The organism is Sphingobium sp. WR1 (genome assembly GCF_059693745.1).
In genome coordinates, this window is the sequence record NZ_JCATID010000006.1 from 205,396 (window position 1) to 228,556 (window position 23,161).

The following is a 23,161-nucleotide window of genomic DNA, read 5'->3' on the forward strand; positions in this document are numbered from 1 at the left end:
TCCCCTTGGCGAAAGATATGGGACGCGCGTGATGAAGGACAGTCTGGTTACGATCTTCGGCGGCGGCGGCTTTCTGGGCCGTCAGGTCGCCCAGGCGCTGATGGCGCGGGGCGCGCGCGTGCGGATCGCGCAGCGCGATCTCGCCAGCGCGGTGAAGGTGAAGTCGCTCGGCAATCTGGGCCAGACCCAGTTCGTCGCCGCCGACATCCGCAAGCCCGCCACGGTCACGCGCGCCATCACCGGCAGCGACATCGTCATCAACCTGGTCGGCATCCTGTCCGGCGATTTCGACGCCTTCCATCATGAAGGCGCGGCCAATGTGGCGAAGGCGGCGGCTGCGGCCAGCGTCGATGCGCTGGTCCATGTCTCGGCGATCGGTGCGGACGCCGCCAGCCCGTCGGCCTATGGCCGGTCGAAGGCGGCGGGCGAGGAGGCGGTGAAGGCCGCCTTCCCGACCGTGACGATCATCCGCCCGTCGATCATCTTCGGGCCGGAAGACCAGTTCCTCAACCGCTTCGCCCAGATCATCAGCTCGGCGCCGGTGATCCCGGTGATCAGCGCGGCGACCAAGTTCCAGCCCGTCTATGTCGCCGACGTCGCGCAGGCGATCGCCAATGCGGCCGAGCAGCCGGGCGTTCATGGCGGCAAGACCTATGAGGTCGCCGGCCCGCAGGTGATGAGCATGAAGCAGATCAATGGCTGGATCGCCAAGACGATCGGCCGCGACCGGCCGCTGGTCGAGGTGCCCGGCGGGTTCGCGTCGCTGCTCGCCATGCTGCCCGGCGGTCCGATCACCCGCGACCAGCTCGCCATGCTGGGCCGCGACAATGTCGCGGCGGCAGGGGCTGAAGGACTGGAGGCGCTGGGCGTCGCCCCCACGCCGCTGGGGTCGGTCGCCGACAAGTGGATGGTTCGCTACCGCAGGCATGGCCGCTTCGCCGGCCGGGCCAAGGCCTGAACGATTCGACCCGCTCGACGGGCCGATCATCGACCGCGACCGGCCGTGCCGGGCGTCCTTGTCTTTTCGCTGCACTGCGGCATGGTGCGGCTCCAATCTCCTTGCGCCTTTCGACCCTCCCCTTGTTCAAGGGGGAGGGTTTGGCGCGCCTAGCCCCATCCAGCCCCATCGAGGATCGCACACCCCCATGGACATGCACTATCTGACGGTCATCCTGCTCGGCATCGTGGAGGGGTTGACCGAATTTCTGCCCGTGTCCTCGACCGGCCACCTGATCCTCGCGAGCGAGCTGCTGGGCTATGACGCATCCACCTGGGCGATGTTCAACGTCGTCATCCAATTGGGCGCGATCCTGGCGGTGGTGGTGCTTTACTGGCGCACCTTCTGGGCGGTGGGGATGGGCCTGCTGCGCCGCGAGCCGGTGAGCTGGCGCTTTCTGCGCAATCTGCTGCTCGCTTTCATCCCGTCCGCCGTCATCGGCCTGGCGCTGCACGACTATATCGAAGTGCTGCTGGGCGCCCCACACGTTGTGGCCTGGGCCTTGATCGCGGGCGGCATCGCCATCCTGTTGATCGAGCGGGCGGTCAAGGAACAACGCTTCCACGGCATTGCCGATATCCCGCTGGCGCGTGTGCTGGGCATCGGCCTGATCCAGTGTATTTCCATGATCCCCGGCGTCAGCCGGTCCGGCGCGACGATCATGGGCGCGCTGACGCTGGGCGTCGAGCGCCGCACGGCGGCCGAGTTCAGCTTCTTCCTCGCCATCCCCACCATGCTGGGCGCGACCACGCTGGAACTGCTCAAGAAAGGCGATCAGATCACCAGCGCGGCGGTGGGCTGGGGCAGCATCGCCCTGGGCTTCGTCGTCTCCTTCTTCGTGGCGCTGCTGGTCATCAGATGGTTCGTGGGACTCGTGTCGAAACATGGTTTCGCGCCCTTCGCCTGGTACCGAATCGTCGCCGGCGTGGCGGCTCTGATATGGCTGGCCGCCAGATAGTGCCGGATCGGCCATAATATCGGCCCTATATTTGCGATTCGTTCGCAACAAGAAAGCAAAAGTCCAAATAATAGGTCATAATAACTTACCTAAATGGCAAAAACCGCGTGACTCTGCGGGTTTTCCTGTTATGCGCGCTTCAGCAACATAGACAGGGACGCAGGTCATGGGCGACAATCCGATGCTGAAATTCGTGGGCCTGGGTCAGGCCTACCCGGAAAAGCGCGCGGCCGACGATCGCGCCGAGGATTTTCTGGAAATCAGCCGCAGCTTCATCCTGGACAGGGCGGAGGAGCAGGCGTCGCGCTGCTCGCAATGCGGCGTGCCCTATTGCTCGACCCATTGCCCGCTGCACAATCATATTCCCGACTGGCTGCGCCTGACTGCCGAGGGGCGGCTGCGCGAAGCCTATGAGCTGAGCAACCTCACCAGCACCATGCCGGAAATCTGCGGCCGCATCTGTCCGCAGGATCGCCTGTGCGAAGGCAATTGCGTCATCGAATTTTCCGGCCATGGCGCCGTCACCATCGGCAGCGTCGAAAAATACATCACCGACACCGCCTGGAAGGAAGGCTGGGTCGAGCCGCTCGTCCCCGGCAAGCCCACCGGCCAGTCGGTCGGCGTCATCGGCGCGGGTCCGGCGGGCCTGACCACCGCCGAATATCTGCGCGTCGCCGGCTATGAGGTGCATGTCTACGACCGGCACGACCGCGCCGGCGGGCTGCTGACCTATGGCATTCCCGGCTTCAAGCTGGAGAAGGACGTGGTCATGCGCCGCATCCAGCGCCTCAAGGACGGCGGGATCGTCTTCCATGAAAGCTTCGAGGTCGGCCGCGACGCGACGATGGAGCAGCTGCGCGAGAAGCATGACGCGGTGCTGATCGCCACCGGCGTCTACAAGCCGCGCGACATCAAGGCGCCGGGCGTCGGCGCGTCGGGCGTGGTCAAGGCGCTCGACTACCTCACCGCCTCCAACCGGGCGGGCTTTGGCGACGCCGTGCCGGAACATGAGGACGGCACGCTGCTGGCGACGGGCAAGAATGTCGTCGTCATCGGCGGCGGCGACACCGCGATGGACTGCGTCCGCACCGCCATCCGCCAGGGCGCGGCGTCGGTGAAGTGCCTCTATCGCCGCGACCGGGAGAATATGCCCGGGTCGCAGCGCGAAGTCGCCAATGCGGAAGAAGAAGGCGTCGAGTTCGTCTGGCTGACCGCGCCGATCGCGTTCGAGGGCACCGAGCATGTGACCGGCGTCAAGGTGACGAAGATGCGCCTTGGCCAGCCCGACGCTTCGGGCCGCCGCGCCCCCGAACCCGATCCGGGCAGCGAACATACGCTGGACGCCGATCTGGTCATCAAGGCGCTGGGCTATGACCCGGAGGAACTGCCCCGCCTGTTCGGCGCGGAAGACCTGTCCGTCACCCGCTGGGGCACGTTGCGCGTCGATCACAAGACGATGATGACCAGCATGGACGGCGTGTTCGCGGCGGGCGACATCGTGCGCGGCGCGTCGCTGGTGGTCTGGGCGATCCGCGATGGGCGCGACGTGACGGAGCATATGCACCGCTATTTGCGCGCCAAGGCGAAGGCGGGCGAGAGGGTGGTGGCGTGATGCGCGTCGCGCTTTTCATCCCGCTTGCGCTCCTTGCTGCTCCGCTAGCCGCCCAGCCCGCGGCGGAGAAGCCTCAGATCGCACAAACCCCGGCGCATCTGGCGCTTGCTGACGAATTGGTCGAACTTGCCCGCGTCGGTGAGCTTCAGATGTCAGTGATCCCGCAGATTGTCGAGATGATCATGCCTATGGTCGTTCGTGGCAACGAAGGACAGGCAGATCAGGTACGGCGCATCGTTTCCGAAGAAATGCAACGAGCTTTCGCAGCGAAGCTGCCTGAAATGGTCAGGGTTACGCGAGATGCCTACGCCAATCATCTTACGGACCAAGAATTGCGCGACCTGACGGCCTTTTATCGCACCGCTTCGGGCCAGCAATTCATCGCCATGATGCCGACAATTACCGCTGAGAGCATGAGCGCGGGCGCGGACGTGGGTCGCGCCGCGGCTCAAGCCGCCCTTCCGGTTATCATTGACCGCCTGCAAAAGGCCAACCTAAAGGTTCCATCCCGGTCATGAACAACTATATCGCAACCGAAGCCGAACGCGCTCGCATCGCTGCCGAGGGCATGTATCACCCCGACCTCGAAGGCGACGCCTGCGGCGTGGGCCTGGTCGCCGCGACCGACGGGCGCGCCAGCCGCCGCGTGGTCGCGAGCGCGATCGATGCGCTCAAGGCCGTATGGCATCGCGGCGCCGTGGACGCGGACGGCAAGACCGGCGACGGCGCAGGCATCCATGTCGACCTGCCGGTCCGCTTCTTCGACGACTGCATCGCCGACAGCGGGCACAAGCCGCTGCCCAACCGCCTCGCCGTCGGCATGGTCTTCCTGCCGCGCACGGACCTGAGCGCCCAGGAAACCTGCCGCACCATCGTCGAGGCGGAGATCATCGACGCGGGCTACACCATCTATGGCTGGCGGCAGGTGCCGGTCGACGTGTCCGTGATCGGCGAGAAGGCGCAGCGCACCCGCCCCGAAATCGAACAGATCATGATCGCCGGGCCGATGCCCGAAGAACGCGACATGGCCGAGTTCGAGAAGGATCTCTACCTGATCCGCCGCCGCATCGAGAAGAAGGTGATCGCGAGCCAGATCAACGACTTCTACATCTGCTCGCTGTCGTGCCGCTCGATCATCTACAAGGGGCTGTTCCTCGCCGAATCGCTGTCGGTCTTCTACCCCGACCTGCAGGACGAACGGTTCGAGAGCCGCGTCGCCATCTTCCACCAGCGCTATTCGACCAACACCTTCCCGCAATGGTGGCTGGCCCAGCCGTTCCGCACCCTCGCCCATAATGGCGAGATCAACACGATCCGCGGCAACCAGAACTGGATGAAAAGCCACGAGATCAAGATGGCGAGCCTCGCCTTCGGCGAGCAGTCGGAAGATATCAAGCCGGTGATCCCCGCCGGCGCGTCCGACACCGCCGCGCTCGACGCAGTGTTCGAGGCGATCTGCCGTTCGGGCCGCGACGCGCCGACCGCCAAGCTGATGCTGGTGCCAGAGGCTTGGCAGGCGGAAAGCGCCGAACTGCCCAAGGCCCATGCCGACATGTATGAATATCTCGCCTCCGTGATGGAGCCGTGGGACGGCCCCGCCGCGCTGGCGATGACCGACGGCCGCTGGGTCGTGGCGGGGGTCGACCGCAACGCGCTGCGCCCGCTGCGCTACACGCTGACCGGCGACAATCTGCTGATCGTGGGGTCGGAAACCGGCATGGTCGTCGTGCCCGAAACCACCATCGTCAAGAAGGGCCGCATGGGTCCGGGCCAGATGATCGCCGTCGACCTGCAGGAAGGCGAAATCTATGACGACCGCGCGATCAAGGACCAGATTGCGGGCGAGCGTCCCTATGGCGACCTGATCAAGGACTTTCTGACCGTCGACGATCTGGCCGACGCGCCGAGCGCGTTGCCGTCCTGGGACAAGGCGGAACTGACCCGCCGTCAGGTCGCCGCCAACCTGACGCTGGAGGATATGGAGCTGATCCTCAGCCCCATGGTCGAGGATGCGAAGGAAGCCATCGGGTCGATGGGCGACGACACACCGCTCGCCGTCATTTCCGACAAGCCGCGCACGATCAGCCATTTCTTCCGCCAGAATTTCAGCCAGGTCACGAACCCGCCGATCGACAGCTTGCGCGAACGGCATGTGATGAGCCTGAAGACGCGCTTCTCCAACCTCCACAACATATTGGAGGAAGGGGCGCAGAGCAGCCATGTTCTGGTGCTGGAATCGCCGGTGGTGACGAGCGCCGAATGGGCGCGGCTGAAGGCCTATTTCGGTCCTGCCGTGGCCGAGATCGACTGCACCTTCCCCGCGACCGGCGGGCAGGAGCAGCTGCGCGCCGCGATTCGCCGCATCCGTGAGGAGGCCGAGCAGGCGGTGCGCGAGGGCCGCACCGAAATCTTCCTGACCGATGAGGGCGTCGGCGCCGACCGCGTCGCCATCCAGGGCGTGCTGGCGGCGGCGGCGGTCCACACCCATCTGGTCCGCAAGGGGCTGCGCAGCTACGCATCGATCAACATACGTTCGGCCGAAGCGCTCGACACCCATTATTATGCGGTGTTGATCGGCGTCGGCGCGACCACGGTGAACGCCTATCTGGCCGAGGCGAGCATCGCCGACCGTCACGCCCGTGGCCTGTTCGGCGACTTGAGCTTCGACCAGTGCGTCGAGCGTTACCGGGTGGCGATCAACGAAGGCCTGCTCAAGATCATGTCCAAAATGGGCATCGCGGTCATCAGCTCCTATCGCGGCGGCTATAATTTCGAAGCGGTCGGCCTGTCGCGCGCGCTGGTCAACGATCTCTTCCCCGGTATGCCGGCGAAGATTTCGGGCGAAGGCTATGCCTCGCTCCATTACAGCGCGATGCTGCGCCATGAGGCGGCGTTCGATGCGGCGGCGGTGCGCCTGCCGGTCGGCGGCTTCTATCGCCAGCGCAATGGCGGCGAGGCCCATGCCTATTCGGCGCAGTTGATGCACTTGCTCCAGACGTCGGTCGCGACCGACAGCTATTCGACCTATCTGCAATTCTCGCGCGGGGTGCGCGATTTGCCGCCGGTCTATCTGCGCGACCTGCTGGAGTTTAATTTCGCGCGCGAGGCGGTGCCGATCGACGAGGTGGAAGCCACGACGGAGATCCGCAAGCGCTTCGTGACGCCGGGCATGTCGCTGGGCGCGCTCAGCCCCGAAGCGCATGAGACGCTGGCGATCGCGATGAACCGCATCGGCGCCAAGGCGGTGTCGGGCGAGGGCGGCGAGGATGCGAACCGCTTCAAGCCCTATGAAAATGGCGACAACGCCAATTCGGTGATCAAGCAGATCGCTAGCGGCCGCTTCGGTGTCCATGCCGAATATCTGGGGTCGGCCGAGGAGATCGAGATCAAGGTCGCGCAGGGCGCCAAGCCCGGCGAGGGCGGCCAGCTGCCCGGTTTCAAGGTGACCGAGTTCATCGCCCGCCTGCGCCATTCGACGCCCGGCGTGACTTTGATCTCGCCGCCGCCGCACCATGACATTTATTCGATCGAGGATCTGGCGCAGCTCATCTACGACTGCAAGATGATCAATCCGCGCGCGCGGGTCTGCGTGAAGCTGGTCAGTCAGGCGGGCATCGGCACCGTGGCGGCGGGCGTGGCCAAGGCCCATGCCGACGTCATCCTGGTCGCCGGCCATGTCGGCGGCACCGGCGCGTCGCCCCAGACCTCGATCAAATATGCCGGCACGCCCTGGGAAATGGGCCTGTCCGAAGCCAATCAGGTGCTGACCCTCAATGGCCTGCGCCACCGGGTGAAGCTGCGCACCGATGGCGGCCTCAAGACCGGCCGCGACATCGTGATCGCCGCGATCCTGGGCGCGGAAGAGTTCGGCATCGGCACGCTGTCGCTGGTGGCCATGGGCTGCATCATGGTGCGCCAGTGCCACAGCAACACCTGCCCGGTCGGCGTCTGCGTGCAGGACGAGAAGCTGCGGGCGAAGTTCACCGGCACGCCGGAGAAGGTCATCAACCTTATGACCTTCATCGCCGAGGAAGTGCGCGAAATCCTCGCGCGTCTGGGCTATCGCAGCCTGGACGACGTGATCGGGCGGACCGAGCTGCTGAAGCAGGTCAATCGCGGCGCCGAGCATCTGGACGATCTCGACCTCAACCCGATCCTGGCCAAGGTCGATGCGCCCGACGACCAGCGCCGCTTCAGCCTGGAGGGCCGCAACCCGGTGCCCGAAAGCCTGGACGCGCAGATGATGAAGGATGCGCGCGCGGTGTTCGAGCGCGGCGAGAAGATGCAACTCACCTATACGGTGCGCAACACGCATCGCGCCGTGGGCACCCGCCTGTCCGCCGCCGTAACCGAGAAGTTCGGCATGTCGACGCTGGCCGACGGCCATCTGACCGTCCGCCTGCGCGGCTCGGCCGGCCAGTCATTGGGCGCCTTCCTCTGCAAGGGCATCAAGCTGGAAGTGTTCGGCGACGCCAACGACTATGTCGGCAAGGGATTGTCGGGCGGCATCATCTCGGTGCGCACGACCGTATCCTCGCCGCTGTCGTCGAAGGACAACACCATCCTCGGCAACACCGTGCTCTACGGCGCGACCAGCGGCAAGCTGTTCGCGGCGGGGCAGGCGGGCGAACGCTTCGCCGTCCGCAACTCGGGCGCGCAGGTGGTGGTCGAAGGCTGCGGCGCGAACGGCTGCGAATATATGACCGGCGGCACGGCGGTGATCCTGGGCCAGACGGGGGCCAATTTCGGCGCGGGCATGACCGGCGGCATGGCCTTCATCCTCGACGAGGATGGCAGCTTCCCGACGCGTGCCAACCCCGAAAGCATCATCTGGCAACGGCTGGAAAGCGCGCATTGGGAGGCGGAGCTCAAGGCCCTTATCGCCCAACATGCGGTGGCGACCGACAGCAAATGGTCGAACACCATATTGGACGACTGGGATCGCTGGCGCCGTTACTTCTGGCAGGTCTGCCCGAAGGAAATGGTGAACCGCCTCGCCCATCCGCTGAGCGATGCGCCGGCGGAGGTGGTCGCGGCGGAATAAGCCGGCCTACAGGCCTTTATTTTGGGGGCTGGTCGGAACGATGGGGGGCGACGGCTCCGCATGGGTCCGGCCGGCCCCTTCCTGTGTCGGCGCTATCGCCACGGGCACCGGCGGCGGCGCCGCGGGCGCGCTGTCGGCGAATGGCGCTATATTGGCTGGAAGCGGAGGCACGGGGGTGGGGGGCGCGGCGCCCGCCGGTGGCGTCGCTTGCGCGTCGGCCAGATAATCCTGCACGACCGGATCGTCGCTGCCCGAAATCATGCCGTCGCCATCCAGCCCCGCCATCTGCGCCGCATAATGGCGATCGGCGAGCGTCGGGCCGCATCCGGTGCAGTGAATCTCGGTCGGGCCGGGCTTATCGATCGGCGCCTGTGTCGCCTCGCTGGCCTGCAGGGCGCCATAGGGAGCGTCCGCTCTTTCCGGCGATGAACGCTGCGGACTGGTGACATAGCCGCCCAGCGCCAACCCCATGGCCGCCGCCGCGGCCATCGTCGTTGCTGACAGCATCCACAGTCGCATCGCTTGTCCTCGCTCCTATGCCGGGGAAGGAACAACTCCCTTTGCGACAATCATAACGCGGATGCAGATCACTTGTTGCATGACCCAAAAGCCTTTGCTAAGGGCCGCCTCCTACCAAGGCACCGGCCCCGCCGGTTTCCTGTTTGATGTGCGGTCATGGCGGAATTGGTAGACGCGCAACGTTGAGGTCGTTGTGGCCGAAAGGCCGTGGAAGTTCGAGTCTTCTTGACCGCACCAGACAGCCATAAATCTCTGATGTAGAAGTAAATTTATCCCTTCGGGGACAAATTCTTGCGGTTTTTCCGGTGCTTTGGGGAAGGCCCCAAATATGGCGGCAGTCACTTCGGTCACTGTGAGACCCATTTTCGCGACGCAACGACCCGCCTGTCTCCCTGCAATTTCGACCAAGCATCATGTTGGTCCAAGTGAACCAGTGGCCGCCTGCGTGGAACTTTCATTAAAGTATGTTCCCGACTCCGATTATGTTACCACAAAGGCGGGGCGCAGGCCCGTTCGAGCTAAACGCATAATATATTGCACAGCGGGCAACCGGAATTCACAGCCGATGTGCGATGCAGGCCGGCGTTGAAGGCATATTGAGGCCATATAATGGGAGAGAGACGTGGATCTTGGCGTTTCGGGCAGGGCTTATATCATAATAGGCGGATCGCGCGGAATGGGGTGGGAAACCGCCAAGATAATCGCGCGTGAAGGTGGGCGGGTTGCAATCATCAGCCGATCCCCCGATGTGGAAGCGGTGGCCCGCTTTGCCGACGAGGTCGGCTCAGAAATGCTCGCATTGGCCGCCGATGTGCTGGTGGAGGGTTCGGTCGAAAAGGCCGTTGAGCATGTTATTGCGAAATGGGGCGAGATACGCGGCCTTGCCGTGACGCATTTTCTTGCATCTCGATCTGAACCGTTTCTCGATATCTCTGAAAAGGATTGGCTGAGCTTTCACAACGATATTGTGATGGGGACGGTCAGAAGCTGTAAAGCAATTATACCCAATATGGTGCAAGCGGCAGGCGGTCAGATTGTTATTCTGAGCGCCTATTCCGCTCGAGCGCCGAAGTCCTATCTTTTTCCTTATGCTGTTTATAAGGCAGCCTTGATAAATCTCACTAAAAATCTTGCTAAAACATACGGACAATTGGGCGTCAGAACAAATTGTGTTTGCCCTGGAGCGATATTGACTGAGAGATCAAAATATAGAATATTAGAAATATCAGAATCTACCGGATATACTCAGGAAGAGTCTGAAAAAATCCTTTTGCGTGATACAATGAAATTGAATACGTCTCAAGAAAGATTAGGTCGTGCTAACGAGGTTGGCGAAATGATTGCTTTTCTTCTTTCAGAACGTGCGGCATATACGAATGGTCTTATTGCCAATGTCGATGGCGGCACTGACTTTTAATATTATATTCGCCAGGAATGATGGACTGTTTGGAAAATGCGCGAAAGAGCGCTTTTTCGATACGGATGCGCCTAAGGTGCATATCCAAACTGACTCCGAGAGTCAGATCGGACAATAGCATTATAGTTGCATTTCAATTTTGAGATGTGCTTGTTTGGCCGCGGCCTGATGCGCGCCCCTCCAACATGACCATGACATAGGCTGGTTTGATAGTAAGCGGAGCTGCAGCCCTTTCGTCAAACTCGTTCAGTTTGGGGCTCGAGCCTCCTGCCAGCAAGATAGAGCAGCAGCGCGGCGCCGAAATTCAGCGTTACAACGAGCGCCATGGCCGTTCCCAGCGTGCGATTGCCTCCCAGAGCGTCGCTGACCGCGCCGGTCATCAAGGGACCGAGGCCGGCGCCGAGGAGATTGGTCGACAATTGGTAGATGCTGACCGACATGCCCCGTTCGTCCGGACGAACGGCGGCCACCAATTGGGTGGTCGTTGGCCCAGCCCAACCGCCCATGGCCAGCCCGAACAGAATGGCGAAGATGATGCTGGTGGCCGTCGACTGGGTGAAGATCATGGCCCAGCCAAGTGGAACCGTGGCCGTCAGGGCGAGACTGGGATAACGCCAAATATGTTGTGGTCGATCAACTGAGAGATATTTTACGAGCGGACCCGACATCGCCGATCCGACAGCCTTGGCGGCGCCGAGCGCGACGGTAACGATGAGCCCTGCCTGGACAAGGGATAAATGGTGGTGACGCAGGAAGAAGGCCGCCATCCATGTCCACATCGAAACCTGAGCGATCGAGGCCAATGTTGCAGCGCCCACGGTTCGACGGAAGGCGACATTACGGAGAAGCGTGAAGCTCGTCTTTTGCCCCGTCCGTTGCGCAGATTCCGTCGTGTCATGGGGGATGTCGGGAACAGTCGTCATCAAAAGCAATGCGAGAATGAAACCCGGCAGACCCGCGAACAGGAACGCCGCCTGCCATCCCCCCCAATTCACGATCAAGGCTCCCACGCCGAACATGAGCATCGTGCCCAGCGGAATATGCAGATAATAGAGGCCGAGCGCCGTCGGTCGGTCCCGGTCACGAAATGCCGACGCGATCAGGGATACCGACGCCGGCGCGCCCGCTGCCTCTGCGGCACCGACGCCCAGCCGCAACATGAAGAGTGACCAGAAACTGGTCGCAAAGGCGCCAAGCGCGGTAAGGACGCTCCAGATGCACACCGCAATTCCGAGAACATATTTCCGCGACAGCCGGTCGACCAGCCAGCCCATTGGCAAAACCATAAGGCTGAGGCCAAGCGCATGAGCGAGCCCTCCAATCGCCCCGACAGCCGCGTCTGTCAGCCCGAATGCCGCCTTTAGCGGTTCGACAATCAACGAAGGCACGGCGCGGTCGACCTGATTGAAAAGCATGATCGTGGACAACAGGATTAGGAGATACCAACGCGAACCCACGCCCATATCGACCCATTCATTGGGGTTCCCGACCACCTTCCGCTTTGTGTGCATGGCGCCTCTCCCCCTTTTACGCGCCATGTTGTGCCGGCGCTCCTGTCAGGCAGATATTGGGAAAATCACTATCATTGATTTTACCTATGGTACATAGGGATATGAATGACGATAGATCGTCTATTCAGGAGTTAGGCTAAATTGATACGCGCCAGAAACCCGCAGAAGCTGACAAAGCGCCGTGCAGCGAATGTGAAGTGGCTTTCGGGGCGTGCATTCCGGGGGAGTGGATGAAGGGCCCTGGCGCGAAACTGCGAACCTCTTGCAGGATGCGGGCGGCGCGATTGACCTGACATGACCTCTTACACTAAAAGATAGATATGACAGACAAGGAAGCTTTCGAGCAAAAAGCGTCAGAGCTGCGCGCTCAGATAAAAGCTCTCAATCGTTGTCTTTTCAATGTACTTCCATCTCGTATTGGAATTTCTTTTAGACGACTTCAAATGCTTGTAGCTATCGAGCGCTCGAACGGAAAAATTACTCCGGGTCAGCTATGTGATCAGCTGGAAATGAACAATGCGAATGTAGCTGCCGTACTGCGATCTCTTGAATCCATGGGATTGACGGTCCGACGGAATCATCCTGATGATGGCCGCAAGATTTTCATCGAGTTGACCCAGGAGGGATTGCAAGCGGTTCGTAGTTTTCGACATGACTATTATGAATGGTTTGCAGATCTGATTCTCTCGAATCTTTCAGTGAGTGAGCAGGAAACATTGTTCGAAGCTGGTCGGCTCATGCAGCGCTTATCAAACAGTGCGGCAATATTGGAGCAGCAGAAGCAGGGGAGCACGCCCAAAAGGCGGCATCTGTCAGATTCCGACCTCGCCGATGTGGGCCCCTGGATCGAAGATGCACGGCTCCCGGATTAGCTCTGCCGATTCGCGGGCACGCATGGATGCAAATGTCAGAATCGGACCACTAGAGCATTTATCCGATCAGATTGAATCGGATAATGCTCTAATTTTCCTTTGTTTTCCGTATTTTCCGAGTCGTCAGATGTTTCCATCTGACTTGAAAATGCTCTATAGCAGCCGAGCCGATGCAATCGGATCGGAATCTGCTCTGGCCATCGCCCGCCGGATGATCGCGCCGGTTATTCGGGAAGCGCGAACACCCAGAGTTGCGCGCGGCCTGGGGGAGGAACCTGCAATCTCGGCATCAGGCCAGCAAGCCCCTGGATATGTGGCGATCCACCGCCAGTAGCGATCGCAATATATTGGCGCCCGGCGATGGCGTAGCTGATCGGGAATCCGGTTGGCAGGTTGCTCAGGCGCACGGACCAGAGATATCTGCCCGTTGCCGCGTCCATTGCGCGGAACCGGCGGGCCACATCGCCGTGAAAGGCGAGGCCGCCGCCGGTGGCGAGTATCGCCGAACTATTGGGCTCAGCATTGCGCACCGTCCATAGCGTCTTGCGGTTCATCAGGTCAAAGGCCGCTATCCTGCCGATCTTGCCATCGCGGGATAGAGGCGTGACGCGAGGGGAGTAGCCCGTGGACAACACGGCGCGTGCGCCTGCAGCGGCAGGCTCCCATTCATAGCAAATTTCCTCAAGGGGCACGACAAGCACTTTTGTTGCGGGATAAACCGCGCTGCTGGGCCAGTTGCGCCCGTAGCCGCAGATGCGGCGGGCTTTGCCCGCTTCGGGCCGGAGGGCCGGATCGACGGTCTTTTCTCCCGTCCGCGCATCGATATGCGTGACAAGGTTCTGAAGATCGAAGTCCTTTGAAAATTCATATTGCCCGGTTGTCGCGTCGAGCACATCGAAGATCGCGGGCTTCCCGCCCGTGACAATCTGCATGCCTTCTCCCGCTTTCGGCTCGATGACGATTCGTTCGAAGGCCCAGTCCAGATCCCATTGGTCGTTGCGCATATGCTGGTAGTACCAACGCAGCTTTCCCGTCACAGGATCGAGCGCGACAGTGCTATCCGTGTAGAGTGCATCGATATTGGCGCCCGGCCGCGAGGGCTGGGTAAGCGGCGCCGTGTCATAGGTCGGCGCCACGCCGAAATAGGCCAGTCCGATGTCAGGCGCGAATGAGCCTGCAATCCAGACCGCCCCGCCGCTCCGGGCAGTTGCGGGCAGCCCATTCCAGCTGTCACCGCCGGCCTCGTTCGGATGTGCGACCGTGTTGAACCGCCATAGCGTCTTTCCGGTCTCCACATCATATCCAGCGATGAAGCCGCCACCGGGCTGACGCGCCGACGCGCCCGAAACGCCCTGGAGTACGACGCCGCGGGCGACAAGCGGTCCCGCGGTGGTCACCCACCGGCTGTGATAGTCGACGATCTCGCTTTCCCATTTCACGGTGCCGGAGGAAATGTCGATCGCCACCAGGCGCATGTCGGGCATCGCCGCGATCAGCGCGTCGCCCCAAAGAGCCATGTTGCGCTTTGTCAGATTCTGCGGGCTGAAATCCTTGAGATCGGCCGGGAGCGACCTGCTGTAACGCCAGAGTAGATCGCCGCTTCGCGCATCAAATGCCTGGACCGTGCCGCCGATCTGGATGAACAGCGCGCCGTCGTGCATCAACGGCGCTGCTTGTACCGGCCCGTCGGGGAGTTCGGCGGTCCAGACCAGTTGCAGCCGCGAGACGTTCCCGGGCGTGATTTGGCTAAGCGGACTGTAACCGCTCTGCCCGTAAGTTGCACGCCAATGGAGCCATTCCTCCGCAGGCGGCTGTTCCAGGAGAGCCTGCGACACGGGCCGCAGGTGACGGGCGTGTGCCGTGGCCTGGGTTAGGCCCTTCTCTCGTGGACCATTTCCCATCGCGCTCCCAGCCGCCGCGGCAATTGCCGGCTCGGCGGCGCCGAGTGCCCCGAGAATCTTGTTCTGCTTCAGGAGAAAGGCGCGAAGATCATAATTCTCTGGAGCATCTTCCTTTTGCTGTGCGCCAGGCGGCATGGTCGCGATCTTGCGTAACAAGGCGGTGACACCGAGCTTGCTCCACCTCGTAGCGAATGCACGCCCCTTGAGTGCAACCGCGAACTGTCCGTCGTCCAAGTTCGGACCATGGCAGCTCGCGCATTTCTGCTGATAGACCCGCTTGCCTGTTGCAGGGTCGCCGGGCGGCGGCGATGCGCTTCCGGCCCGGCTGGTGCCGATCGTCCAGCTGGCCGACAGCGTCAGAATCGCAAATGCTGTCGGCAAAAAAGCACGCTGCATCAGCACGGCCGCCCCGGCGTGAGCGCTTCGACAAGGCCGTCGAGATCGGATTCGCCCTCCAGCGATAAAATGATCCCGCAAGCCCTTTTCGCGCATGGCTCGTCGATCCGATCGGCCGTAAAGTTCACGAACTTTTGCGTCAGTTCCTCATCCGACATGACCGTATCGGGCGACCATGGATCACCTTTGGTATAGTCCGCACGGCGATGCAAGACCCGGCCGTTCGCCTTTATCGTCATCGAGACCGGGCACAAACGATAGAGATTGCCATCGTTCAGCTGCGCCTCGACCGCCGCGACGGTACTGTCGTCGAGGTGCACATCGACCCTTTCCATGAACGCGGCAACGCGCGGATCCTCCCGCAGCGCCAGCCTGTGCCAGCCGGGACCCGGCGGCACCCCCAGCGCCGCAACCGCCAGCAGATAGGGAAGGCAGAATTGCGTGTCGATCTCGGTTCTGAAACTTCGCGTGCCCAGACCCTGGCGAAAGCCCGTCGGGTTGAGCCCGGCATCGACATGCTCGATATCCTCGATGGCTAGCCGATATTCCTCGATGAGATCGACGAACAACGCAATGGCGGCGTTGCAGTGCCGGTTTGCCGGATAAGGCTTGAAGGCGTCCTCGTCGATCAGCCAGCGCTCGCCCAGACCCGATGTCAGAAAGTCCCATTCGTAGCCAAGCGCGCCGGCCAGTTTCCAGAAGCCATTGTCGCCATCCAGGATCGTCAGATCGCCGGTGAACCCCGCTTGCGCGAGCAGCGCCGCCTTGATGCCGCCCTCGGCAAGGCTCCCCTGCATCACATATTTGGACATGGGCACGGAGGGATCGGGCGCATCCCTGCGCCGAAGGAAGCGTCCGCTGGTGGGAATGGGCGCGATGTGCCCCGCTATGCCCAATGCCTGATTCATCCGCACGGCATCCAGTCCGAGCAGGCGGCCGGCCGCCACCGCGGCACCAAATATGCCCCAGCTCAGTCCGGTCGTTGCGGCGTGGACGAGATTGCCCTGATCGTCTCGCTCGTGCCGGCGCAGGGCGAGGCCGATGCGCGCCGCCACCTCATAGCCGGCCGTCGCCGCAGTGAGAACGTCGCGACCCGAGGCGCCCAGCCATTCGCCGATCGCGAGCGCCGGCATCACTACGGCGCAGCCATGATGGCCGTGGTTCAGCAGGATATGGTCAGCATCGAGCGCGAGTGACGCTTGGCCGTTCGCAAAAGCGGCATTGACAACCGAACTTTTGGTCCGCGTGCCCAGGATCGTCGCCTGCGGATGGCCGCCCAGAGTGTCGGCGACCTCCGCCGCGATCCTGCCGCCGTCGGTCGATAGTCCACCAATTGCGCATCCAACAGAATCCAGGATCAGCCTTTTGGCGGCATGGGCGGTCTGCGCGGGCAGGCTGTCATAATTGATCTCGCAAGCGAAGCTCGCCATGCGTGGCGTGTAGAGCATGGCGTCTTGAGGAGATCGCGCAGGCTGTTCGGGCATCGTCATGCCTGATGCACGATCACCCGGTCGCCCTGCCTCTCGAACCGTGCCTTCAATCCTGCTTCGGCCGTGATCCGCGTGACGTAATCGGCGACCTGATCGAACAGCGGATCGTCGGCCGCCAAAATCTGGGGCTGCCCGTCATTGTTGATATAGGTCGGCAGATACGATGTCTCCACGATCTCGCCGCCCTTCAGCACAAAGCGGGCGATCATCGTCTGCCGGGCATCGGCGTGAAAAGGATAGCTTGGGGTATCCGGGCGGTAGGCGACGCCATAGGCGCCATGATTGGACACCATCTCTTTTATCGCATCGCTGCCGGCTTCAACTGGCGCGCCTTGACTCGGCAGCATGTAGGTGTCGATCAGGAAGTTGCCGAGACCGTAGAAGATCGGCTTGCCCTTATAGATCTCAACGCCCTTGAGGATGTGCTGATGGTGCCCCATGACAATGTCGGCACCCGCATCGATGGCGTCACGGGCGATCTGCATCTCATATTCGGCGATGGTCACTGGCGTGAAGTGGATGCCCCAGTGCGGAGATATGACGACGATGTCCGCGAGTTCCCGCGCTCTTTGTATATCTTCGCGCAGGGCAGCCATGTCCTCCGGTTTGCACTGACTGCGGATGCGTGGCTTGGACGCGGGCTGCTCATGCTCGATCTGCTCATAATAGGTGAAGATGTTGAGCGGCGTGATCCCGGCCTTGTTTCGGGCGGCTGCGTATCCGGGGAACAGTATCGAATTGTAGCAGAGAAAGGCGACACGGGTGCCCTTGGCTTCATAGATGATCGGCCTGCGGGCTTCGTCGAGGTCGTTACCAGCGCCGCCGATCAATATGCCGGCATCCTGCAAGCGCTGCCTGGTCTCGCGAAAGCCGCCATAGCCAAAGTCGAAACTATGGTTGTTGGCGAACGACATGACATGGAACCCCCCGTCGACAAGCGCCGCCACATTCTTGGGAGGGCAAAGCGTCCCTTGCCCTCGCGCGGATGGATTGCGGTCATAATTCGCTTCTGCGTAGATGGCCTCGCAATTGCCGAACATGATGTCGGCTTTACGCATCCTGTTGCGTGCTAGAGCGAAAGCAGAGAGCGGCTCCTCTCGTCTGATCATGACATCGCCGACACCGAGCAGTTCTACTTCGGTCTGCATGGACAATTTCTCCTGAAATGGAAGGTATCTTTTTTCTTTAGAAGGATGATAAATATCATCCACCGTTTAATTTGAAGCGGAGTTCGAAACCATAAAATCTAGGCTGAGCGACATAGCCCATATTGTACCCGAGACTGGAATCGAAGTTATAGAAATTGGTGAAATATCGCTTATCGGTGATGTTCTTGCAGAACAGCGCGACACTTAAGTTCGGGTTACTATCGGTTTGATAGGATATCCGTGCATCCCACAGCCCGAACTTCTTTTGGGTTACCGTATCGTCATAGATCGCTTCGGGACGGTAAACGACGGTGCTTTGCCAGCTATAGTTGGTGTGGAATTCCAGTTCGCCGCCGCCGATCGGCTGGCGATAGCTACCATTCAGGCTGAACTGATATTCCGGGACTGGAAAGGGATCGTTCGACCGATCACCCAGTGCAGCATCAAAGAAAGTCCCATAGCGTGCATGAACCCAGCCGAACGAGCCCCCAAGAGACAGACGTGAAACGGGACGGGCAGTCACTTCAAGTTCAGCGCCATAGATCTTGGCCGTGGCTGCATTATTGTTACGTGTTACCAAAACATTGTTCAGGATAACGGCAACTGTCCGTTGAATATCCTTGTAATTGGTATAATAGGCGGCGCCGTTGACCCGCAGGCGACGATCGAGCAGGTCGCTCTTGAAACCGAGTTCATAGTCGGTGGCAAGTTCGGGCTTGAACGTCGTGAACGCATCGGCATTGCCGGTGGCCTTCGCATTGACGCCTCCCCCGCGAAAGCTGCTGCTGGTCTTGGCATAGAGCAGCACATCAGGGTTGACCTGATAGTCCAGGCTAACGAGGTAGGACGGCTTCTTGGCGCTGGTGCCCAGAAAGGTCTCGCAGACCGGCGGGTTGGTCAGCAGCGAGTTGGGGATGGAACAGCCGCGTGCCGAACGGTTGCGCAGCCATGCGTCCTGCGTGATCTTGGTATAGCGCAATCCGCCCGTCAGTTTCAGCCGATCGGTGAGACGATAATTCGCCTGAACAAACGCGGCGTAACTGACATTCTTGATCGTGAAGTTCGAAACGTTCGGGCTTGACGAAGACGCCAGCGGAATCTGGACGGTGACGCCGCCCTCGTCGCCCTTCTCGTGGCTGTAGAACAACCCCATGATGAAGGACAGTGGATTGTCCTTGCCGTTGAGGAGTTGAAGCTCCTGTGTGAACTGCTTGGAATAGACATAGGCGGACGGCTTCAGGATGTTGAAGATAGTGGTGTCATAGTCGAGCTGCTCGTTCCTATCCATTGAACGATGCCCGGTGATCGAGCGGAAGGTCAGATCCCCGACGTCAGCGGAGAAATCGGCGGAATAGCCCCTCAATCGAAGATGAGCGAACGTCGGAAAAACGCCCCGCATATCATAGGGGCTGCCATTGGGCAGCACCGACTGGGCCTTGAAGGCCTCATAGGCCGCCTCGAATGCCGTTCTTGATGGTGTGCCAGTCGGTGGAGCCAGCCCCAAGGCGCGGGCGATTTCGGTCAGGGGGGACGCAAGGCCGTTGATCGGCGAGCCGGACGCATTGAAGGCGAGCGGATTAATATGGGTGATTACGGTATTGGGGCCATCGGTCCGAAACCGATCATAGTCTGTGGAAAGGAAAAGCCGCACAGAGTCGGAAGGCTCCCAACGCAGCGACGCGCGGTAAGCGAAGTCGCTCACATTCCCCAATCGCTGACCAATGCCATTGCGGCCGAAACCGTCCCTCATCACATTCTGAACCGCAAAGCGGATCGCGAGCTTATCCGTGACGATCGGAACTGACACCGCTGCCGTGAACCTTAGGAAGCCGTTCGATCCTGCTGAACCCTCGGCGAAGCCGCCAACTTCGGACAGGTTGGGTCGCTTGGATGTCAACAACAGGGCGCCGCCGGTCGTATTCTTGCCAAAAAGCGTGCCCTGGGGTCCTTTTAACACCTCGACCGCCTGAAGGTCGAGAAAGGCGGCACGCAGTCCCACCTGACGTGGTATGTTCACGTCATCGATGTAGATAGCGACTGAAGGGTCGGCGTAGAGCTTGCTGTCGGACTGCACTTGCCCGCGAATGCTGATCGCCGCAGCCGTAGGACCACTGGCACCGGTAGCGATGAAAAGGGAGGGGGCTTGCCCCTGAAGATCCGCGATCTCCACCACTTCCGCCCGTCTAAGCGCTTCGTCGTTTAATACGGTGATGGCGAGCGGCACCGTTTGCGCGCGCTCCTGCACGCGCCTGGCGTATACCACGATATCCGCCACGCCCTGCGAAGGAGCGCTTGTTCCCTGAAGCTCATCACTGGTCGGTTGCTGCGCGAACGCCGGTTGCGTGGCGAGCATCAAGGCGGACGCAGCAAGAAGCTTGCATTGCACTTTCTGCATTTTCCCCTCCAGGCCTGCTTTTGTCTTTTAGGCAACGTCCTAGAAATGTCTTTATGTATCTATCATAGGTAATTTGTTTCAACAAGGCAATTGATATGCCCCCGGCTGAGTGTTCCAGGCCCGCCAATTCACGCAATGCTGCCGCAATGCTCCGCCTTCAGATGCGCTGCGGGCCATTTCTCCCCAGGGCCCGGATTGGGTGACAAGGAGTATGTTCATGCGTTTTCATCTGCTTGCGGTCGCGGCCTCGGTCGCAATCGCCACCGGCGCTTCGGCGCAATCCACCGCCGAAGGCGGATTTGGCGGCATCAAGGTCGGCGCCACGATCGACTATCGCTGGCTCCATGCCGATTATGACCTGCCGGCGATCGGCGACGACATCGACGAGAATCGCGGCGGAGTCGGCTTCCGCGGGCATCTGGGCATGGACAGGCAGATCGGCGGCGCCGTGGTCGGCGTGGAAGGCGGCATCGGGCGCGGCGGCGCGCGCGTCCGCGAACGCGGCCCGGGCGGCGACTATTCGTTGAGGCCGGGGTGGAACTGGGACATTTCGGGGCGGGCCGGATTCCTCATGTCGCCGTCCGCGTTGGTCTATGGCCGTGCGGGTTACAGTTGGCTGCGCGTGCGCGAAGACATTCACGGCGCGACCCCGGCCACGCCCGACCGTCGCTTTCGCGGGACCGAGGGCGGCTTTCTCTTCGGCGGCGGCATCGAAGCCGCGATCTCACCGGGCATGTTCGGGCGTGTCGAATATAATCGCGCAGATTATGGCGACGGGCTAAGCACATCGCGCGCGCTGGCAGGGTTTGCGATCGGCTTCTGACGGTGAAACCGATCGGGTGAGCCCAACCGATAATCGGCAGTGAAAGAAAAGACATGCGTATCTTGCTGATTGAAGATGAGGCTGAACTGGCGACGACGCTGCGCGGCGCGCTCGAACGCGAGGGCAATGTCGTCGACCATGCCGGTTCCATCGCGGTGGCCGACGAAGCGGCGCATGGAGGCGCCCATGATCTGATTTTGCTCGACCGTACATTGCCGGACGGCGATGGGCTCACCCTGATCCCGGATTTGCGCACGCATAATCCGGGGGTGCCGGTGATCGTCCTCAGCGCGCGCACCGAGCTTGGGGACCGGATCGCCGGCCTCGACGGCGGCGCTGACGACTATCTGCCGAAGCCTTTCGCGTTTCAGGAACTGCTCGCCCGTATGCGCGCGCTCCGCCGCCGCCCGGCGGACCTGACCCTCGACGCCGTCCGTGTCGGCTCGCTGGTCTATGACCTGGTCAATGACGAAGCGTCGGTCGGCGGCACCCCGCTCGAACTCCCGCGACGCGAACTCCGCGTGCTTGCCGCGCTGATGCGGCGACAGGGGCGAACCATATTGCGCGAGTCGCTCGAACAGGCGGTCTATGGCTTCGACGACGAGATTCAGTCCAACACGCTCGATTCGCATGTTTCGCGGTTGCGGCGCAAACTCGGCGACGCCGCAGCGGGCGTCGAGATCCACGCCATCCGCGGCGTCGGCTATCTGCTGCGCGGCATCGCCTGATGCGGCGGCGGCAACCCTCGCTCAAGCGGCGGCTCATCGTCCAGCCGCTCATGCTCCATCTCGCCGTCCTGCTTCTCTTCTTTGTCGCGATCTCCGCTTGGCTCATGCGGGCTGTGGACGGCGGCGCCTATGCCGATGATGCGGTCACCGCCATCGCCGCACAAGCGGTGGTCAGCGACGCCGACGGCAATTTGCGCGTGCGGATGACGCGCGATCTCGCGGAGGCGCGCGCCGAAGTGCCTGAACTATGGTTCATCGCCGTCGATGATATGGGCCATCGCGCCGCCTTCGGCCCGGTGCCGCCCCAATATGAAGCGCTGAACGGCGCGCTGGCGAATTTGTCGTTCGCCGATCTCAGGGGGCAGTCGCCGCCCTATCATCTTTCGGCGGCACTGCGCCGGGAACATGGCCCCGCCGGCCGGCTCACGATCCTGGCGCATGGCGGAATCCTGAGCATTACATTCGCGCTTCTCGCGCTTTCGAACATCTTCATGCTTCCGATACTCCTGCTGCTGGTGCTCGTCTCGGTGATCGCGACGCCATGGATCGTGCGGCGTTCGCTTGCCAGCGTAGCGAAGATCGCGCGCGAGGCGGAGATGATCGATTTCGACCGGCGTGGCGCGCGTCTGTCGGACGAGGAGGCGCCCCGTGAGATCGTGCCGCTGATCGAGGCGGTGAACGGCGCGCTGCTTCGTCTCGATGTCGGCTATCAGCGCCATCGCCGCTTCATCGCCGATGCCGCGCACGAACTGCGCACGCCGATCGCGATCCTGCGCATCAAGATCGACACCGACGCTGCGGCCGGGCGCCTGCTGGGGCGCGACGTCGCGCGTCTGTCGAACCTTGCCGAACAATTGCTCGATCTCCAGCGCCTCGACTATGACGCGCCGATCGAGCCGATCGATCTGGCGAGCCTGGCGCAGCGCGTCGCGGCGGACCTGGCGCCCCTGGTCATCGCTTCCGACCGGGAGATCGAGGTTCTGATCGATGACCCGATACCCGTGATCGGCAACCCCGGCGCGATCGAGCGTGTGGTCGTCAATCTGGTGCAGAACGCGATCGAACATGGCGGCGCACGCGCGACGATCCGCGTGTCCGGCCGCACGATCGAGGTCGAGGATGACGGCCCGGGCATCCCGGCCGATGAACGCGACCGCGTGTTCGAGCCTTTTCACCGGCTCCGCCCGCGAAGCAGCGGAACCGGCCTCGGCCTAGCACTGGTGCGGCAGGTGATGGAACGCCACCATGGCCGGGTTGTGATCGACGATGCGCCGGAAGGCGGCGCGCGCGTACGGATCGAATTTCCTGCCCCTTGACCGGGCGCGCGCACAATGTTCGCGCAATCCAACG

General features: G+C 61.9%; 16 protein-coding genes and 1 tRNA gene. 11 read left to right on the forward strand and 6 right to left on the reverse strand.

Annotated elements, in window-relative coordinates; all coding sequences use genetic code 11:
• Window positions 1-31: 31 nt before the first annotated feature.
• The 5 genes from AC58EF_RS10315 to gltB all read left to right on the forward strand — a co-directional run bounded on the left by AC58EF_RS10315 (window position 32) and on the right by gltB (window position 8,611).
• Window positions 32-958, forward strand: coding sequence for a complex I NDUFA9 subunit family protein (locus AC58EF_RS10315; protein WP_497276044.1), 927 nt, complete (start codon window positions 32-34; stop codon window positions 956-958).
• 187 nt (window positions 959-1,145) lie between these two features.
• On the forward strand, window positions 1,146-1,955 hold the full coding sequence (locus tag AC58EF_RS10320) for an undecaprenyl-diphosphate phosphatase (protein WP_497276045.1): 810 nt from the start codon (window positions 1,146-1,148) through the stop codon (window positions 1,953-1,955).
• A gap of 166 nt (window positions 1,956-2,121) precedes the next feature.
• Window positions 2,122-3,567: an NAD(P)-dependent oxidoreductase gene (locus AC58EF_RS10325; RefSeq protein WP_497276046.1), complete on the forward strand. Its 1,446-nt coding sequence runs from the start codon at window positions 2,122-2,124 to the stop codon at window positions 3,565-3,567.
• Window positions 3,567-4,085, forward strand: a complete 519-nt coding sequence (locus tag AC58EF_RS10330; RefSeq protein WP_497276048.1) for a DUF2059 domain-containing protein — start codon at window positions 3,567-3,569, stop codon at window positions 4,083-4,085. Before AC58EF_RS10325 ends, AC58EF_RS10330 begins: the two co-directional genes overlap by 1 nt.
• On the forward strand, window positions 4,082-8,611 hold the full coding sequence (gene gltB, locus AC58EF_RS10335; RefSeq protein WP_497276050.1) for a glutamate synthase large subunit: 4,530 nt from the start codon (window positions 4,082-4,084) through the stop codon (window positions 8,609-8,611). The genes AC58EF_RS10330 and gltB overlap by 4 nt, the downstream gene beginning before the upstream one ends.
• A gap of 6 nt (window positions 8,612-8,617) precedes the next feature.
• On the opposite strand, the gene AC58EF_RS10340 is transcribed toward gltB, so the two are convergent.
• Complete coding sequence (locus AC58EF_RS10340; protein ID WP_497276051.1) at window positions 8,618-9,130, reverse strand: hypothetical protein; 513 nt, start codon at window positions 9,128-9,130, stop codon at window positions 8,618-8,620.
• Between the two features lie 150 nt (window positions 9,131-9,280).
• Between AC58EF_RS10340 and AC58EF_RS10345 the strand changes: the two genes are divergently transcribed.
• Together AC58EF_RS10345 and AC58EF_RS10350 are read left to right on the forward strand one after the other, a co-directional pair.
• Window positions 9,281-9,367 (forward strand) — tRNA-Leu (locus tag AC58EF_RS10345).
• 385 nt (window positions 9,368-9,752) lie between these two features.
• Window positions 9,753-10,547, forward strand: coding sequence for an SDR family NAD(P)-dependent oxidoreductase (locus AC58EF_RS10350; RefSeq protein ID WP_497276052.1), 795 nt, complete (start codon window positions 9,753-9,755; stop codon window positions 10,545-10,547).
• A gap of 236 nt (window positions 10,548-10,783) precedes the next feature.
• On the opposite strand, the gene AC58EF_RS10355 is transcribed toward AC58EF_RS10350, so the two are convergent.
• Window positions 10,784-12,010 carry an MFS transporter gene (locus AC58EF_RS10355; RefSeq protein WP_497276054.1) on the reverse strand — a complete coding sequence of 409 codons (1,227 nt, stop codon included), beginning with the start codon at window positions 12,008-12,010 and terminating at the stop codon, window positions 10,784-10,786.
• A 368-nt stretch (window positions 12,011-12,378) separates the two neighbouring features.
• Between AC58EF_RS10355 and AC58EF_RS10360 the strand changes: the two genes are divergently transcribed.
• Window positions 12,379-12,930, forward strand: a complete 552-nt coding sequence (locus AC58EF_RS10360; protein ID WP_497276055.1) for a MarR family winged helix-turn-helix transcriptional regulator — start codon at window positions 12,379-12,381, stop codon at window positions 12,928-12,930.
• A 224-nt stretch (window positions 12,931-13,154) separates the two neighbouring features.
• Here AC58EF_RS10360 and AC58EF_RS10365 read toward each other — a convergent pair whose 3' ends face one another.
• Genes AC58EF_RS10365 through AC58EF_RS10380 form a run of 4 tightly spaced genes read right to left on the reverse strand, consistent with a single transcriptional unit; the run spans window position 13,155 to window position 20,260 of the window.
• The gene (locus AC58EF_RS10365; protein WP_497276056.1) at window positions 13,155-15,323 is read right to left on the reverse strand and encodes an outer membrane protein assembly factor BamB family protein; all 2,169 of its coding nucleotides are present in this window, start codon (window positions 15,321-15,323) and stop codon (window positions 13,155-13,157) included.
• Entirely contained in the window at window positions 15,227-16,717 is a 1,491-nt protein-coding gene (locus tag AC58EF_RS10370) for an MmgE/PrpD family protein (RefSeq protein ID WP_497276057.1), read from the reverse strand. Before AC58EF_RS10370 ends, AC58EF_RS10365 begins: the two co-directional genes overlap by 97 nt.
• Window positions 16,714-17,928: a CapA family protein gene (locus AC58EF_RS10375; protein WP_497276058.1), complete on the reverse strand. Its 1,215-nt coding sequence runs from the start codon at window positions 17,926-17,928 to the stop codon at window positions 16,714-16,716. Before AC58EF_RS10375 ends, AC58EF_RS10370 begins: the two co-directional genes overlap by 4 nt.
• Complete coding sequence (locus AC58EF_RS10380; RefSeq protein WP_497276060.1) at window positions 17,921-20,260, reverse strand: TonB-dependent receptor; 2,340 nt, start codon at window positions 20,258-20,260, stop codon at window positions 17,921-17,923. Before AC58EF_RS10380 ends, AC58EF_RS10375 begins: the two co-directional genes overlap by 8 nt.
• A 217-nt stretch (window positions 20,261-20,477) precedes the next feature.
• Here AC58EF_RS10380 and AC58EF_RS10385 point away from each other — a divergent pair, with 217 nt between their 5' ends.
• From AC58EF_RS10385 to AC58EF_RS10395, 3 genes are read left to right on the forward strand one after another with little or no spacing between them, the layout of a single operon-like run.
• Window positions 20,478-21,083 carry an outer membrane protein gene (locus AC58EF_RS10385; protein ID WP_497276062.1) on the forward strand — a complete coding sequence of 202 codons (606 nt, stop codon included), beginning with the start codon at window positions 20,478-20,480 and terminating at the stop codon, window positions 21,081-21,083.
• A 53-nt stretch (window positions 21,084-21,136) separates the two neighbouring features.
• Window positions 21,137-21,811, forward strand: coding sequence for a response regulator (locus AC58EF_RS10390; protein ID WP_497276063.1), 675 nt, complete (start codon window positions 21,137-21,139; stop codon window positions 21,809-21,811).
• Entirely contained in the window at window positions 21,811-23,127 is a 1,317-nt protein-coding gene (locus AC58EF_RS10395; protein WP_497276064.1) for a sensor histidine kinase, read from the forward strand. Before AC58EF_RS10390 ends, AC58EF_RS10395 begins: the two co-directional genes overlap by 1 nt.
• Window positions 23,128-23,161: the final 34 nt, after the last annotated feature.